Annotated in this window: 13 protein-coding genes and 1 pseudogene; 11 read left to right on the top strand and 3 right to left on the bottom strand. The window is 64.9% G+C overall.

The window, feature by feature from the left end:
- Window positions 1–103: 103 nt before the first annotated feature.
- The 5 genes from AB0280_RS01970 to AB0280_RS01950 are packed head-to-tail and all read left to right on the top strand — an operon-like array spanning window position 104 to window position 5,918.
- Window positions 104–1,324: an ABC transporter substrate-binding protein gene (locus AB0280_RS01970; protein ID WP_307489960.1), complete on the top strand. Its 1,221-nt coding sequence runs from the start codon at window positions 104–106 to the stop codon at window positions 1,322–1,324.
- Complete coding sequence (locus AB0280_RS01965) at window positions 1,314–2,252, top strand: carbohydrate ABC transporter permease (RefSeq protein WP_224025969.1); 939 nt, start codon at window positions 1,314–1,316, stop codon at window positions 2,250–2,252. Before AB0280_RS01970 ends, AB0280_RS01965 begins: the two co-directional genes overlap by 11 nt.
- A complete protein-coding gene (locus AB0280_RS01960) occupies window positions 2,249–3,157 on the top strand; it encodes a carbohydrate ABC transporter permease (RefSeq protein ID WP_307489957.1) in 909 nt (302 codons plus the stop codon). The genes AB0280_RS01965 and AB0280_RS01960 overlap by 4 nt, the downstream gene beginning before the upstream one ends.
- A gap of 33 nt (window positions 3,158–3,190) precedes the next feature.
- Window positions 3,191–5,311, top strand: coding sequence for a beta-galactosidase (locus AB0280_RS01955; RefSeq protein WP_307489955.1), 2,121 nt, complete (start codon window positions 3,191–3,193; stop codon window positions 5,309–5,311).
- Complete coding sequence (locus AB0280_RS01950; protein ID WP_366366102.1) at window positions 5,220–5,918, top strand: ParB family protein; 699 nt, start codon at window positions 5,220–5,222, stop codon at window positions 5,916–5,918. The genes AB0280_RS01955 and AB0280_RS01950 overlap by 92 nt, the downstream gene beginning before the upstream one ends.
- A gap of 113 nt (window positions 5,919–6,031) precedes the next feature.
- Here AB0280_RS01950 and AB0280_RS01945 read toward each other — a convergent pair whose 3' ends face one another.
- Complete coding sequence (locus AB0280_RS01945; RefSeq protein ID WP_307489951.1) at window positions 6,032–6,610, bottom strand: DoxX family protein; 579 nt, start codon at window positions 6,608–6,610, stop codon at window positions 6,032–6,034.
- A gap of 342 nt (window positions 6,611–6,952) precedes the next feature.
- Here AB0280_RS01945 and AB0280_RS01940 point away from each other — a divergent pair, with 342 nt between their 5' ends.
- From AB0280_RS01940 to AB0280_RS01915, 6 genes and pseudogenes are all read left to right on the top strand, one after another.
- Window positions 6,953–7,051, top strand: a complete 99-nt coding sequence (locus tag AB0280_RS01940; protein WP_307489949.1) for a potassium-transporting ATPase subunit F — start codon at window positions 6,953–6,955, stop codon at window positions 7,049–7,051.
- A gap of 7 nt (window positions 7,052–7,058) precedes the next feature.
- Window positions 7,059–8,725, top strand: a pseudogene (gene kdpA, locus AB0280_RS01935) (potassium-transporting ATPase subunit KdpA).
- Window positions 8,726–8,897: 172 nt separating this feature from the next.
- Window positions 8,898–10,856, top strand: coding sequence for a potassium-transporting ATPase subunit KdpB (gene kdpB, locus AB0280_RS01930; RefSeq protein WP_307490279.1), 1,959 nt, complete (start codon window positions 8,898–8,900; stop codon window positions 10,854–10,856).
- An 8-nt stretch (window positions 10,857–10,864) separates the two neighbouring features.
- The gene (gene kdpC, locus AB0280_RS01925) at window positions 10,865–11,485 is read left to right on the top strand and encodes a K(+)-transporting ATPase subunit C (RefSeq protein WP_307489947.1); all 621 of its coding nucleotides are present in this window, start codon (window positions 10,865–10,867) and stop codon (window positions 11,483–11,485) included.
- A 21-nt stretch (window positions 11,486–11,506) separates the two neighbouring features.
- Window positions 11,507–14,185 carry a DUF4118 domain-containing protein gene (locus AB0280_RS01920; RefSeq protein ID WP_366366101.1) on the top strand — a complete coding sequence of 893 codons (2,679 nt, stop codon included), beginning with the start codon at window positions 11,507–11,509 and terminating at the stop codon, window positions 14,183–14,185.
- Window positions 14,182–14,859, top strand: a complete 678-nt coding sequence (locus AB0280_RS01915) for a response regulator (protein WP_307489943.1) — start codon at window positions 14,182–14,184, stop codon at window positions 14,857–14,859. Before AB0280_RS01920 ends, AB0280_RS01915 begins: the two co-directional genes overlap by 4 nt.
- A gap of 261 nt (window positions 14,860–15,120) precedes the next feature.
- Here AB0280_RS01915 and AB0280_RS01910 read toward each other — a convergent pair whose 3' ends face one another.
- Window positions 15,121–15,429 carry a CHY zinc finger protein gene (locus AB0280_RS01910; protein ID WP_366366239.1) on the bottom strand — a complete coding sequence of 103 codons (309 nt, stop codon included), beginning with the start codon at window positions 15,427–15,429 and terminating at the stop codon, window positions 15,121–15,123.
- 17 nt (window positions 15,430–15,446) lie between these two features.
- Complete coding sequence (locus AB0280_RS01905) at window positions 15,447–16,112, bottom strand: biotin transporter BioY (RefSeq protein WP_307489940.1); 666 nt, start codon at window positions 16,110–16,112, stop codon at window positions 15,447–15,449.
- Between the last annotated feature and the right edge of the window lie 128 nt (window positions 16,113–16,240).

Here is a 16,240-nt window from a genome sequence, read left to right as displayed (position 1 = left end):
GGCTGCGCTAAGTGTTAGCGCTCTCACCGCTTGTGGCGGTGGGACGTCCCCGGCGTCGGGCGGCCCCTCCTCCCCCGTATCCCAGGCTGATATTGATGCGGCAATGAAAAAGGACACGAAGCTGACCTTCTGGACGTGGGTGCCGGACATCCAAAAAGAAGTCGACCTGTTCCAGGCCAAGTACCCTGCCGTCAAAGTCGAGGTAGTGAACGTCGGCCAGGGCGGGGCGCACTACCAGAAGCTGCGGGCAGCGATACAGGCTGGAAAGGGTGCACCGGACGTGGTGCAGATGGAGTTCGACAAACTTCCTTCGTTCACCCTTACAGACAACCTGTTGGACCTGTCCCCGTACGGCATCGGTGACCTGAAGGCCGACTACCCGGCCTGGGTTTGGGACGGCGTGACGCCCGGTGGCAAGGGTATCTACGGCGTTCCGCAGGACACCGGCCCCATGGGGATGCTGTACCGCGAGGACCTGTTCACGGCCGCCGGAATCGCCATCCCCAAGACGTGGGACGACTTCGCGGCCGCAGTTTCGAACTATCGGGGCAAGAACCCATCGAGCATGCTCGTGAACTGGGCACCCAGCTCCGAGGCGAACATGCTGGGCCTCTTCTGGCAGGCCGGGGGCCGGCCCTTCTCATACGACGGAACAAAGAACGTCAAAATCAACCTCACCGGCGACGCCGCGTGCAAGAAGGTCACCGCCTACTGGAACGATCTCTTCCGTTCCGGGAACATCGGTAACGAGCCCGACTTTGCCGACGCCTGGTACCAGGGCCTGAACAACGGAAAGTACGCGGCATGGCTGACAGGTGCGTGGGGCCCGGTCTTCCTGCAGGGAACCGCGAAGAGCACGGCCGGCAAATGGCGCGCCGCACCACTGCCGCAGTGGGACCCCTCGAAGGCCGCCAGCGGCAACTACGGCGGTTCAACCGACGCCGTCCTGAAGTCAAGCGAGAACCCCATTGCCGCTGCCATGCTGGCCCGCTTCGTCAACACCGATGACAAGGCGGCACTGACCCTGGCCAACGAACAGTTCCTGTTCCCGCCGTCGACGAAAACCCTCAAGAACCCCGCCTTCGCGGATGCCGCAGCAAGCTTCTACGGTGGCCAGAAGGTCAACAAGGAGTTCACTGACATCGCTTCGACCGTGCAGGAGGGCTTCCAGTTCCTGCCGTTCAACGACTACGCCGCCAGCAGCTACGACAAGACCATGGGCAAAGCCATCGGCGACCGGGGCGATCTCAACGCGGCCTTGTCCGCTTGGCAGGATGACCTGGTGCAATACGCCAAGGGACAGGGCTTCACCGTTGCAAGCTGAAACCGCTCCCCGGCAAGCACAGCGGACCCCGCGCAGGAAGACGGCGAACATCGCGCGGCGGCGACAGTACGTGGCGGCCTACGCGCTGTCCATGCCCTTCATGGTCACCTTCATTCTGATGGTCGCGGTACCTCTCGGCTATGCAGGCTATCTCTCCCTCTTCAAGAAGCAACTCATCGGAGGCATCTCGTTTGTCGGCATGGACAACTACGCCCGCGCACTGACTGACCCGTCCTTCCTGAGTGGAGTCGGCCGTATGGCGCTGTTCCTTGTCATCCAGGTTCCGGTCATGCTTGGCCTGTCGCTGCTCTTCGCCCTCATCCTGGACAGCGGGATGCTGCGCCTGCAAAAGTTCATTCGTCTCGGGGTGTTCCTGCCGTACGCGATTCCCAGCGTGATCGCCACACTGATGTGGGGTTACCTTTACGGGAAAGACTTCGGCCCCTTCGCGCAACTGGCCAAGTCTCTTGGGCTTCCGGCGCCGGACTTCCTCGCCGGGGGTAACGTCCTTTTCTCGATCATGAACATCGTGACGTGGGGATTCGTCGGTTACAACATGATCGTGATGTATGCGGCCCTCAGGTCCATCCCCGCCGAACTGTACGAGGCGGCACGGGTCGACGGCGCCAGTGAGTGGAGGGTGGCGTGGTCCATCAAGATACCCGCCATCAAAGGTGCCTTGCTGCTGACCACGATCTTCTCCGTCATCGGATCATTCCAGCTCTTCAATGAACCGAACCTCCTGCGGGTGATCGCCCCCGCAGCCATCGGTCAGGATTACACGCCGAACATGTACGCCTTTCAGCTTTCCTTCGTCAACCAGGATGCCAACTATGCAGCGGCCATCGCCTTCCTGCTTGGAATCGTGATTATGGCCGTCAGCTATGGGGTTCAACTGACCGCGAACAGAAGGGAAAAGGCATTATGACGGCTACAGTCGCCGACCGACCCGCAACAGGAACCCAGGCTACGGCGCCGGCGCGGCACAGACGCTCGGGCCGGAGCACGCTCCTGACCGTCGCCATGCTGCTGTGCCTGGTCTATTTCCTCCTGCCGATCTTCTGGCTCGTCGTTGCCTCCACCAAGGCAAACGAAGACCTGTTCAGCAGTTTCGGCCTCTGGTTCTCCCACATGAACCTGGCCGAAAACCTGCACAATGTCTTCACCTTCCAAAACGGCGTCTTCATCCACTGGATGATCAACAGCCTGGTCTACGCCGTCGTCAGTGGCCTGGGCGCATCATCTCTGGCTACTGCCGCGGGGTACGCCTTCGCTAAATACAAGTTCCCCGGTGGTGACGCGATGTTCACCCTCGTGTTGGGCGCCGTGATGATTCCCATGACGGCCCTCGCCATCCCCACGTACTTGCTCTTCGCCGGGGCAAACCTGACCAACACCCCCTGGGCAGTAATCCTGCCGTCCCTTGTCAGCCCGTTCGGCGTGTACCTCATGAGGGTCTACGCCGCCGACGCAGTCCCGGACTCACTCATCGAAGCCGCCCGCGTCGATGGGGCGGGTGAAATGCGCATCTTCTTCCAAATCGTCCTCCGGCTCCTCGTACCCGGCTCGATCACGGTGCTGTTGTTCGCACTCGTCGCCTCCTGGAACAACTACTTCCTCCCCCTGATCATGCTCAACAGCCCTGAACTGTTCCCTCTTCCGGTCGGACTTGCCCAATGGCAGGCAGCATCGGCAGCCGGTTCCGGATCCCAGGCACTGTTCTCCACCGTCATCACCGGGTCACTGGTCTCGATACTCCCCCTCATGGCCGCGTTCCTGTTCCTTCAGCGGTATTGGCAGTCCGGCCTCGGCACCGGTGCCGTCAAAGCGTGACGCACCCCTCCTCCTCCACGAAAGTTAAAATCCATGACTGAACGACCCCGCAAAGTACTCTTCGGCGCCGCCTACTACCACGAATACCAGCCCTCCCCCCGTCTTCAGGAGGACCTCGACCTCATGGCAGCGGCCAACATGACCGTCATCCGCGTTGGTGAATCCACCTGGTCCCAATGGGAGCCCGAGGACGGCAAATTTGCCCTGGAATGGATGGCCCCGGTCCTGGACGGAGCCCACGAACGCGGCATCTCCGTGGTCCTGGGTACCCCGACCTACGCCATTCCGATGTGGCTTGCCCGCCGCTACCCGGAAATCGCAGGAGAACCGAAGACCGGCCAGCAACTGGGATGGGGTGCCCGGCAGGAAGTGGACTACACCCATCCCGCTTTCAAATTCCACGCCGAACGGATCATCCGCAAAATCGTCCAACGCTTCGCGACGCACCCGGCGGTAATCGGCTACCAGGTCGACAACGAGCCGGGCCTCCTCGCATTCCACAACCGCGGCGTCTTCCAACGCTTTACAGACGAACTCCGGCACCAGTACGGAACGGTGGAGAACCTCAACAAGGAATGGGGCCTGGTCTACTGGTCCCATCAGCTCTCCACGTGGGCGGACCTCTGGACACCGGACAACAACGCCCAACCGCAATACGATCTGGCCTGGCGCCGGTTTCAAGCGCGGCTCACCACCGAATTCCTTCAATGGCAGGCCGCCATCGTGAGGGAGTACTCCACCCCGGAGCAGTTTGTCACCACCTGCATCGCGTACGACCGTCCCTCGCAGCACGATCAGGACATGACCCGGGATTTCGACGTCACGGCCGGTAACCCCTATTACGCCATGCAGGACGCGTTCGCCATCCCGCCGTCGAAAAGCTCACCCCAGGGGTGGGCGACCAGCGGCGCCTGGACGCTCTTCCAGAGCGGTGACCGTATGTACTCATCCAAGCAGGCACCATTCCTGGTTACCGAGACCAACGCAGGAGCAATCGGCGGATCAGCAATGCAGTACCCAGCGTTTGACGGGCAGTGGCGACAGGCTGCTTATGCGTTCATCTCGCGGGGCGCCGAAATGATCGAATACTGGCATTGGGCCACCAACCACTACGGCGCTGAAACCTACTGGGTCGGTGTCCTTCCACACGACCAGAAACCCGGACGCGTCTATCGGGAACTTGCCCAGCTCGGAGCCGAGCTCAAAACTGCAGACAAAGCCTTGGTCGGCCTCACACCGGATGCGAAAGTGGGCATGATCTACTCCAACGACTCCAAGTGGGGCCTGGCCGGCCAGCCCTGCTTCCTGTCCGAGCCGCCCATGACGGGAGACGAACGCTCCTACCAGAAGATCTTCGAAGCCTTCTACCAGGGTGCCTTCCGGGCGGGAACTCCCGTTCGGATCCTGCACGACCGCCAGATCACCGGCACGGAGGGCCAGAGCATGGACCCTGCCCACGTGGCTAAGGAACTGCCAGTCCTGATTGCCGCGGGCCTGTACATTGCGGACGACGAACTCCTGGACTGGCTGCGGGCTTACGCCGAAGCGGGCGGCCACCTCGTATTGGGAATGCGCACCGCGTACGCGGACCATGAAGCCCGGGCCCGGCTCGAAACCAAACCTTCCCGCCTCGCCGAACAAGCAGGGGTCAGCTACCAGGAATTCTCACAGCTCGCCGACCCGCTCAAACTGGAAGCGGCGGAAGGATTCCATCTTTCAACGGGAAGCCTCGCGACCCAGTGGATCGACTACCTCGAGCAGCAGAATGGCACAGCCCTTGCCAGCTACGTCCATCCGCAATTTGGCCGCTACCCTGCCATCACCACGACGACGGCGGGGGCCGGCAGGATCACCAGCGTCGGCACGTTGCCCAATACGGAACTTGCGGCGGACCTGGTGCGCTGGCTGGCCCCGGAAAACGCCTCAGGCTGGGAAGACTTGCCCGAGACTGTCACCGTCCACTCCGCGACAAGTGCTGACGGCGGCCGTCTCCACTTCGTGCACAACTGGGGCTGGGAACCAGCCACGATTGCCGCGCCGGCTTCCATGGACGACCTGCTCGATGCGGAGAAGACCAGCCTCACCAAGATCGAGCTGGGGGCCTGGGACGTACGGGTCCTCCTTGAGGCCTCGAAGCAGGACGGCAAGGGCTAACTTGTCGGAGCATCGGGAGGCGGAGGGCCGGACACTCGGGTCCTCCGCCTTACCGGCCGTTCTTACGACCGGCTCTCAATCAAAAACTCACGATGGAGACCAATTGCCGACTACAGCACGCATGGCAGATGTGGCCGTGGCAGCAGGCGTCTCAGTGGCGACCGTTTCCAACGTCCTCAACCAGCCGGACGTTGTCGCTCCGGATACCCGCGAGAAAGTAAGGGAAGCGATGCGCGCCCTGCAATACACGCCGCCCGCCCAGGTGGTACGTCGTTCCGAGCAAGAGCCGGGGACACGCCAGCCCAAACCTAACCCCGCGGGGGCGACCGAGTGGGGACCGTGTTCATTTCCAAAGGCGAAATCGGCTGCTCACATCAACCCATATTTCACCGCCGACCAGGCTGACCAGGTCCGGGCGGCCCTTCAGGCCGCCGGACCCGGGGAAGGGTACGCCTCGCTCTCTGATCTCGTGGTTGCCGCGACGATGGAGGAAGTCAAGCGACTCCAACGCAAATACAACGAGGGTCAGACTTGGCCCGGTATTCCTGCCGGAAAACTCCGGCGGGGACGGCCCACCCTTGGTGAGGCTACGACGCGCAAGGAGTAGCCGTGACCTTCAAGAATCCAGTGCCAACCGGGCTGCCGTGCTGCCTGATAACTACTGCAGCCGGATCACGCCGCTAGAAGGGAGGGGCCGGCGTGGCGCACCGGCATGCTGGTTCAGGCCGGTTGAGAGGACCCGTCCTCCGCCGGCGTGGCGCTCGATGCAGGCGCGTGGTCTGCAGCAAGGGCCTGGCGGCGACGGTAGATCTGGATACCGATAGCCACCGGTATGGCAGTGACGGCGACTGCCCGCATCCACGGCCTGTCCAGAACATGACCGGTGAGGGCATCCAGGGAAACCCGCCCTGGTCCCCCAATCGCGAAGGACGTGGCCGCGAGCCCGAGCACTGCGGGGTATTCCAGGCCGCCGTCCATGGCGAAGAAGCCGTTCGGCGCGTGCACACTGGCCGCCACCCCCATGGTGGTAGCAGCGGCCGCCCCGGCCGCGGGCGTGGCGAAACCCAGAGCAAGCGCCAGCCCGGCACCCGCTTCACCGAGACCAGCCAACATGGCACTGGTCTTCGCAGGGCGGAAGCCCATGGCATCCATGCCCTTGCTGGTCTCCTCAATACCGCCGCCGCCAAACCAACCGAAGAGTTTCTGCGACCCGTGTGCGACGAGCACACCGCCAAGCGCGGCACGGAACAGGGTACGGGCCGCAGTGGTGGCGGCCGGCGTTACATTTTCATTACTCACGCTGATGAACCCTTCGGTCAGTGGTGCGGGATCAAGCCTTCACGCCATTCTAGGACTCAGGAGACCAGGAATGGCTTTGTCATCGGCGAAGGCGGCGACTGCCATGCCCGTTAGGACTGCGTTAAGAATGCCGGCCGTGGCGTTAAGGATTCGTTAGGCCCAGACTTTGGCGCTCAGTCGGGGTCTTGACTGGAAGCATCCCCTCGTCGGGGTGTGTTCGAAAGGAATCCTGATGGCTGACGTGGCCGTAGTTGGAATTTTTGTGGCCTGCATGGGCTTCGTGATGTGGATAGGTCATCTTTTGACCGGCGTGGCCGGGCGAGATGGAGCGGAGAGCGCCCAGTGAATGCTGATGCGCTCATGTGGCTGATCCTGCTGCTGGCAGGACTGGGCTTGTTCGGCTACCTGCTGGCCGCGTTGATCAACCCCGGGAAGTGGTGAACGGTCGGTGGTTTTTAACACGGCTTCGTTTCTCGTCCAGGTGTCCGCGCTGGTCATTGCCCTTGCCGGGGTGCACAAGCCGCTGGGCATCTACCTGGCCGGCGTCTTCGAGGGCCGCAGCTCCAGCCGGCCCGAGCGGCTGTTCTACCGCCTGGCGGGGGTGGACGCCGGCACTGAGCAGACCTGGCCTGTATACCTGCGCAGCGTCCTGGTGTTTTCTGCCGTCTCAGTTTTGGCTGTTTTCGGTTTGCAGCGGGCGCAGGGGCTGCTGCCCGGCATGCCTTCACTGCCGGGGGTGGATGCATGGGTGGCCATGAACACGGCCATTTCCTTCGTGACCAACACCAACTGGCAGACCTACGCCCCTGAGTCAACGGTGGGCATCGTGGTGCAAATGCTCCTGCTGGCGGTGCAGAACTTCCTCTCCGCGGCCGTAGGCATTGTCGTGGCCGTGGCGCTGATCCGCGGCCTTGCCCGTACGCGAACGGACCGGCTGGGAAACTTTTGGGTGGACCTGGCCAGGACATCGTTCCGGGTGCTGCTTCCGATGGCATTTATCGCGGCTTTGGTGCTGGTGGTGGGCGGCGTGGTGCAGAACTTCGCCGCCACCGATGTGGCTAACAGCGCCACGGGGGTTTCACAGGTCATTCCAGGTGGCCCGGTGGCTTCCCAGGAAGCGATCAAGATCCTGGGCACAAACGGTGGCGGTTATTTCAACGCCAACTCGGCCCATCCGTTTGAGAACCCCAGCGCCCTGGTCAGCCTGTTCCAGGTGTTCCTGCTCCTGTTGATCCCGTCAGCGCTGCCCTACACATTCGGCAGGATGGTGGGCGACCAGAAGCAAGGTTTCACCGTGGCCGGGGTCATGGGCGTGCTCTGGTTGACCTCCACTGCGCTGACAGGTTGGGCGGTGGCCTCCGCGCAGGGAACGGCGACGGCGGCGGCCGGCGGGCTGGGCGAAGGTTTCGAAAGCCGGTTTGGCGGCGCTCCGAGTGCCATCTTTGCGGCCTCCACCACCTTGACCTCCAAGGTGCCGTAAACGTGGCCCACGACTCCCTGCCTCCCCTGGCCGGCGGCGTGGCGATGGTGAACATGATGCTGGGCGAAGTGGCGCCGGGTGGAACCGGTTCGGGGCTGTACGGCTTGCTGATCCTGTCCATCATTTCGGTGTTCATCGGCGGCCTCATGGTGGGCCGGACGCCGGAGTACCTCGGCAAGAAAATCGGGCCCACCCAGATGAAACTGGCCGCCCTCTACATCCTGGTCACACCGCTGCTGGTCCTGACCCTTGCTGCGATCACCGTCCTGCTCCCCGACGCCACGTCCAACGCTCCGGCCACGGGACCACACCAGTTCAGCGAAGTCCTTTACGCCTTCACATCGGGGGCCAACAACAACGGCTCCGCATTCGGCGGCATCACCACCTCCGGCCCGTATCTCTCGGCCATGATGGACGTGGCCATGCTGATCGGCCGTTTCCTGCCGATAGCCCTGGTCCTGGCCCTCGCCGGGTCCCTGGCCCGGCAAAGCAAGGTTCCCGCTTCCGCCGGCACCGTCCCCACCCACGGCCCGCTGTTTGGCTCGCTGCTGCTGGGCGTAACGGTCATTCTGACCGCCCTGAGCTACTTCCCGGCCCTCGCCTTGGGCCCCCTCGCAGAAGGACTCCTCAAATGACCCGGCCCATCATGGACACCCATCCCGGCACAGCGACCCAGACCTTCGCCGACGGCAACCCCTGGGCACCCCCGGAGAGCACAAGCACCACACCAAGGCACCTGCGAAGCTCACGCTCTCCTCGGTGATCTCAGCCCTGCCTCTCGCCGTCCGGAAACTGGCGCCGCGCCAGATGGTCCATTCGCCGGTCATGTTTACAGTGCTGGTGGGCGCCGCCCTGTGCACCGGTATCTCCGTGTTCCGGCCATCCGCGTTCGGCATTGCCGTCACGGCCTGGTTGTGGCTGACCGTGCTGTTCGGCACACTCTCCGAGTCCATCGCCGAAGGGCGCGGCAAAGCCCAGGCGGACAGCCTGCGTGCGGGCCGCAAGGGCCTCGAGGCCCGGCTCCGGTTGCCGGATGGGGGCACCAGGCAGGTTCCCGCCACGGAACTGCGGCTCAATGACGTGGTCATCTGTGAAGCGGGTGACGTGATCCCCTCCGACGGCGAGATCATCGAGGGCCTGGCCAGCGTGGACGAATCGACCATCACGGGCGAGTCCGCGCCGGTGATCAGGGAGTCCGGCGGCGACCGGTCCTCGGTGACAGGCGGTAGAAGGGTCCTGTCGGACCGGATCGTGGTCCGCATCACCGCGGAACCGGGACAAACCTTCATCGACAGGATGATCCAGCTTGTCGAAGGCGCAGTCCGGCAAAAGACGCCCAATGAGATTGCCCTGCATGTGCTGCTCGTGTCCCTGACCATCGTGTTCCTGGCGGTGACCATGGCCTTGGCGCCCTTCGCTGCCCTGGCCGGCGCGGCGCCGTCGCCCATTGTCCTCGTTGCCCTGTTGGTGTGCCTCATTCCGACTACCATCGGTGCGTTGGTCCCGGCCATCGGCATCGCCGGGATGGACCGCCTGGTCCAGCACAACGTCCTGGCCACGTCGGGAAGGGCCGTGGAGACGGCAGGCGACATCACCTCGCTGCTGCTGGACAAGACCGGCACCATTACGTTCGGCAACCGGCGCGCGGTGCATTTCCACCCGGCTGACGGTGTGGACCGGACCGAACTGATTGAAGCGGCGCGGCTCTCCAGCCTGGCGGATGAAACCCCGGAGGGGCGCTCCATCATTGACCTGGCAGCCGAGCACGGCGTGCAGGGCCCCGACCTGGCAGACCTTGAGCGGGGAAACGCCCAGCTGGCGGTGGTCCCGTTCTCGGCGAGCACCCGGATGAGCGGCGTTGACCTGGACGGCCGGATGATCCGCAAGGGCGCCGCCTCCACCGTCGGGGCGTTCGCGGCCGGCATGGGCGGCGGCACCCCCGCCGAGGTGGAGCAGCAGGTCCAGGACATCTCGGCCCAAGGCGGCACTCCCCTGCTTGTCGCCTCGGCGGACGGCACCAGCGCAAGGGTCCTGGGCACCATCCACCTGGCCGACGTGGTCAAGCCCGGGATGCAGGCGCGCTTCGCTGAACTCCGGAGGATGGGGATCCGGACCGTGATGATCACCGGAGACAACCCGGTCACCGCCAAAGCCATCGCGGCTGAGGCAGGGGTGGACGACTTCCTGGCCGAGGCCACGCCCGAGGACAAACTGGCTGTCATCAAGAAGGAGCAGGCAGCCGGACGGCTGGTGGCGATGACGGGGGACGGAACCAACGACGCCCCTGCACTGGCCGCAGCGGACGTAGGGGTGGCCATGAACTCCGGAACGCCCGCGGCGAAGGAAGCGGCCAACATGGTGGACCTGGACTCGGACCCCACCAAACTGATCAACATCGTGGGCATCGGCAAACAGCTGCTGATCACCCGCGGCGCGCTCACCACCTTCTCCGTGGCCAATGACGTGGCCAAGTACTTCGCCATTGTCCCGGCCCTGTTCACCGCCACGTTCCCCGGCCTCGGGCTGCTGAACATCATGGGCCTGGCCACGCCGGCGTCGGCCATCCTGTCCGCGGTCATCTTCAACGCCCTGATCATCATCGCCCTGGTGCCCCTGGCCCTCCGCGGCGTCAAATACAGGGCCATCACCGCCAACCGGGCCCTGGCCCGGAACCTGCTGATCTATGGACTTGGCGGCCTGATCGCACCGTTCATCGGCATCAAACTCATCGACCTGCTCATCTCCCTCATCCCCGGCATCGGCTAGGACCCACCATGAATTCCCTCATCGGCTATCTGCGGCAGGCCGGAACTGCCATCCGCTTCCTGTTCCTCGCAACCCTGATCCTGGGGATCGCCTACCCGGCCGCCGTCTTCGGCGCGGGCCAGCTCATCGCCCCCTACCAGTCCAACGGATCCATCCTCAAAGACGGCAGCGGCGCACCTGCGGCGTCGGCACTTATCTCGCAGGTAAAGGCCGACGCCGGCACCCAGGACCCTGCCTGGTTCCACGCACGTCCGTCCGCCGTCGGCTGGGACCCGGCGTCGTCGTCGGCCTCCAACCTGGGCCCCAACGAACCCAGGCTGACCGATTCGGTCAACGCCAACCGGACCGCTGTTGCCGCTGCGGAGGGAGTGCAGCCGGCCGATGTTCCCGCTGATGCCGTGACGGCCAGCGGTTCCGGCCTGGATCCCGGCATCTCCCCCGCGTACGCCCGGCTTCAGGTGCCACGCGTTGCCGCCGCGCACCAGATGAGTGCGGAGGCGGTGCAGGCGTTGGTGGACAAGAACACCAGCAGCGGCCTGGAAGCGTTCCTCGGACAGCCGACGGTGAACGTCACGGCCCTGAACCTGGACCTGGCATCCGCATCCCCGCGGCCGTCCCAGGGCCCGTAGGCGGAGTGGAAGAATAGCGCCATGGCACGTGGAACGCTGCGAATTTTCCTCGGGGCGGCACCCGGTGTCGGCAAGACCTACGAGATGCTGGAAGAAGCCCACCGGCTCGCCGGGCGGGGCGAGGACGTGGTGATCGCGTTCGCCCTGGACCATGGCCGTGCCGATACCCGGTCTCTCATGGCCGGCCTGGAAAGCATCCCTCCCCGGGTCCTGCCCTACCGTGGAACGGAATTCGAGGAAATGGACCTGGACGCTGTCCTCCAGCGCGCCCCGGCCGTCGCCGTGGTGGACGAATACGCCCATTCGAACGTGCCCGGCAGCCGCCACGCCAAGCGGTGGGAGGACGTTGATGAACTGCTCAACGCGGGCATCAACGTGCTGTCCACGGTCAACATCCAGCACCTGTCCTCCCTGGGCGACGTGGTGGCGACCATCACCGAGGTGCGCCAGGCGGAGACCGTGCCTGATGAGGTGGTGCGCCGTGCGGACCAGATCGACCTGGTTGACATCTCCCCCGAGCTGCTGCGGCAGCGGCTCGGTGAAGGGAAAATCTACGCGCCGGAGAAGATCGACGCGGCCCTCGCCAACTACTTCCGGATGGGAAACCTGACCGCCCTGCGCGAGCTCGCGCTGCTGTGGCTTGCAGACCGGGTCGACGAAGGCCTGGCGCGCTACCGGGCGGAGAACGACATCCAGGCAACCTGGCCGGCCCGCGAGCGGGTGGTCATCGGGCTCACCGGCGGTCCCGAGGGGGAAATCCTGATCCGCCGTGGCGCCCGGATCCTGAACCGGGTCAACGGCGGGGACCTGCTCGCGGTTCACGTTCGCGCCGCGGACGGAGTGGTGCACGAATCCCCCCAAGCCCTCGAGGCCCAGCGCCGGCTGATCCAGGATCTCGGCGGAAGCTACCACATCGTGTCCGGCGAGGATCCGGCCGGAGGACTGCTGGACTTCGCGCGAAGCGTCAACGCCACACAAATCGTGGTGGGCATCTCCCGGAGGGGCAGAATCGCGGGGATCTTTGGGGGACTTCTGGGCGGTGGGATCGGCACCCGCGTCGTCCGCGACTCCGGCGACATCGACGTTCACATGGTGACCCACCCGTTCGTCGGCCGCGGGGCGGGCAGACGGCGCGAACGCGACCTGGGCCGCCGCCGGGTTACCGTGGGCTTTCTGCTCGCCGCCGCGCTGCCCATCCTGCTGCAACTGCTCCTGGGCCTGAACCCGGAACCTAACGTGGCCACGGCCGAACTCGTTCAGTTGACCGGCGCGGTGACGGTTGCGCTGGTGGGCGGCCTCTGGCCGGCCGTGCTCGCTGCCCTGTGGAGCAGCCTGCTGGTGAACTACTTCTCCACTCCTCCGGTGGGAACCCTGACCATCAGCGACCCCCAAAATGTGTTTTCGCTGCTGGTGTTCGTGGCTGTGTCGGCCGCCGTCGCCGTCGTTGTCGACCTCTCGGCCCGCCGCGCCAAGGAAGCATCACGGGCCCGGTCCGAGGCCACCACGCTGTCCGATCTCACCCGGGGCGCCGCACGGTCGGAGGACAGCGTGGCAGGCCTGTTGCAGCAGGCCCTGGACGTTTTCAGCGTCCGCGGCGCAGCCCTTTACACCGCCGGGGACGGAAGCGAACGGGCGACGGCGGACTGGCAGCTGGTTGCCAGCGCGGGTGAAATTCCCGCGCTGGGTGACGCGAAGGGCTCCGGCCGCGGGCAGCCCGCGCCCGACACGGGCACGGAAACGACTGAGCAGATCGATCCCAGCACACGGCTGGTGCTGTTTGGCCGTGCGCTTCCCGCAGGTGACCGCAGGCTGCTCGGCGCCTTCGGCGTCCACCTCGCAGGGCACATGGAGCGCCGGCAGTTGGCGGACAGCCGCCGCGAAGTGCTGCGCCTTGCCGAAGGCAACACCATGCGCACGTCCATCCTCCCCGCGGTCTCGCACGACCTGCGCACGCCCCTCGCCGGGATCAAACTCTCGGTGGGGATGCTGCTGCAAAAGGGCCGGCACTACGCGCCGGAACAGGAGCACGAACTGCTGCAGACCATCGACGAATGCTCAGACCGGCTGGACCAGCTGGTGGGCAACCTCCTGGACATGTCCAGGATCAGCACCCCCGGCGGGGAGCCGCTCCTGCGCCCCCTGCGCTGGTACGAGGTCATTCCCGCAGCCCTCCGCTCCATCCCCACGGGCAGGGTGCGCATCGACCTGCCACCCAACATGCCCGAAATTGAAGCCGATCCAGGCATGCTGGAACGCGTGATTGCCAACATCGTGGAAAACGCCGTCAAATACGCACCCGGCTCAGACATCGCGGTCGCAGGAAGCACCGGCGGGCTCAGCAACGAAACGCTGGCCGGAAGACCGGCAGGTGAACTGCGCATCATTGACCACGGCCAAGGCGTCCCGGCAGAAAGAGTTCTCGAAATGTTCCGGCCGTTCCAACGGCTCGATGACATACCCCAAACCACCGGCGTTGGCCTTGGCCTCGCCGTGGCCAAAGGATTCACCGAGGCCATGGGCGGCACCCTCACCGCCGAGCAGACCCCGGGAGGCGGGCTGACCATGGTCATCCGGCTGCCGCTTTCCACCGGCACGCCGAGCACCGACGCTCATGAACAAGCACCCCTCGTACCCCAGTCCTTCCTGACCCGGCGCGTCCACAATCCGCCGCTTCAAACCTCCCCGACGGAGCAGCGATGACCAGCGTCCTGGTAGTGGATGACGACCCGCACCTGCTGCGGATCCTAAAACTGGCCCTGGAAACCAACGGATACACGGTCAGCACGGCCGTTGACGGAAGGTCAGCGCTCCTGGCCGCCTCCCAAAACCCGCTGGCCCTGGTAATCCTGGACCTCGGCCTGCCGGATATCGACGGCACCACCGTGATCAAGGAACTGCGGGAATGGAGCCGGACACCAATCCTGGTGCTTTCCGCGCGGCATACCTCCGACGACAAAGTGGAAGCCCTTGACGCCGGCGCCGACGACTATCTCACCAAACCGTTCGGACCAGACGAACTGCTGGCCCGCATCCGGGCGCTCCTGCGCAGGTCCGCGGACCAGCAGGCACCCGAACCGGTTGTCATCACTGACAACTTCACCGTCGACCTGGCCAAACACCGGGTCACCCGGGACGGGGCGGACGTCCGGCTGACACCCATCGAGTGGAAAATCCTGGAAATCCTGGTCCGGAATCCGGAAAAACTGATCACCCATCGGCAACTGCTGACCGACGTATGGGGCCCCGCCTATGCCAAAGACTCCAACTACCTCCGAGTCTTCATGGCCCAGCTACGACGCAAACTCGAACCCGATACCGGCAATCCCCGCCATCTGCTGACAGAAGCCGGCATCGGCTACCGGTTCCAGCCCTGAGGCCAGACGGCCCCGGGCCGCCGGCAAGCATGAGCGGGAACGACCCCGATGTTCCGCAAAACACGCCCCCACCCGGGGAGCCGTCCCCTGAGCCGCGGCGTGGCTCCATGCTGCTCGGAATCCTACTGGGGACTCCTGCCCTGTACGGGCGCGGGCCTGCTTTTTGGCCTCGGGATTTTCATCCTGCTTGGCGGCGGGATCTGCATCATGGCCCTCTCGCACATGAGTCGCCAGATTTGAATCCATCCCGGTTGCCCGGCGTTACGTCGTTTGGAAGTACAAGTGCGTGTGGGCGGCACACCGTTCGCTAAAACGCGCGCCGCAGTTGGGGCACGATGAGGTTGCCAGATAGGTGTGGATGGACATCTCACCTTTGCAGACACCGCAGAGAACTGCCGGCTCGGACCACTCGTTCCGCGGCCACGTCTGGGCCCGGTGATCTGCCTCCTCATGGCATAGATGGCAGGGATAGTACCGACGACAGCACTTGAACTTGATGGCTATCACGTCTTCCTGGGTGTGGTAGTGAATGCAGCGGGTTTGGTCGTCCACGGTCCTGCCGAAGATCATCATGGGTCCGGCCCCGCTCACTTCACCCGGCGCACGAGGATGTCCGGGAAGGCTCGGTGCGCGGCCACCGCTGCTGCGGACGCCACCGCGTCCTTCACAATGTCGCCCGGGTAGAAGATCAGGTCACTGGCGAAGGCAGCCGGCCACGACAGCTTCAGGTTGACCATCATGCCGAGCACGCCGGGCAGGTGCGATGCCACCACGGTAACCACGACGGCGGAGAGGAAGAACCACAGGCCGCGCCGCTTGGCCGGGACGCGCCGGATGACCTGCTCCGCGGCCAGGCCGACAAGCAGGGCGGCGAGGATGAAGCCCGCGATGTATCCGGCCGATCCGCCGGCGAGGACCTGCAGTCCCGCCCGGCCGCCGGAGAAGATCGGCAGGCCAGCGAACGCCAGGAGGAGGTACAGCGCTACAGCGGCTGCGGCACGCGGTCCGCCCAGGACGAGGCCGGTCACCATGATGGCCAGGGTCTGCAGGGTGATGGGCACCCCGAAGCCGCCGACAGGGATGCCCGGGACGATCGCCGAGGCTGCGATCAACGCGGCGAACACGGAAATAAGGGCCAGTGACTGCGCATCCCATATCCGGCGGGCCGTGCGGGGTCCGGTCCCGGCCGCGGGGCGCGGTGCCTGGGCCGGGGACTGGGCCGGGGCCGGGCTCGGCGTCGTCGGTCGGGTCATGGTTCCTCCTGTGGTGTTGGGCGGTGTCCTGCGAAGAAGGCTACACAGCCCTGCCTCCGGCCTTTTTGTAGCGAGGCCACCACCATGCCGGTGATCTTTGGACCAACCACTACAAAGCGGACGGCCAG

The sequence above is a fragment of the Pseudarthrobacter sp. 902506025 genome, assembly GCF_040702325.1.
Lineage (GTDB): Bacteria > Actinomycetota > Actinomycetes > Actinomycetales > Micrococcaceae > Arthrobacter.
Note: the sequence above shows the minus strand (reverse complement) of the source record. Positions and strands in the feature narration are given on the sequence as shown.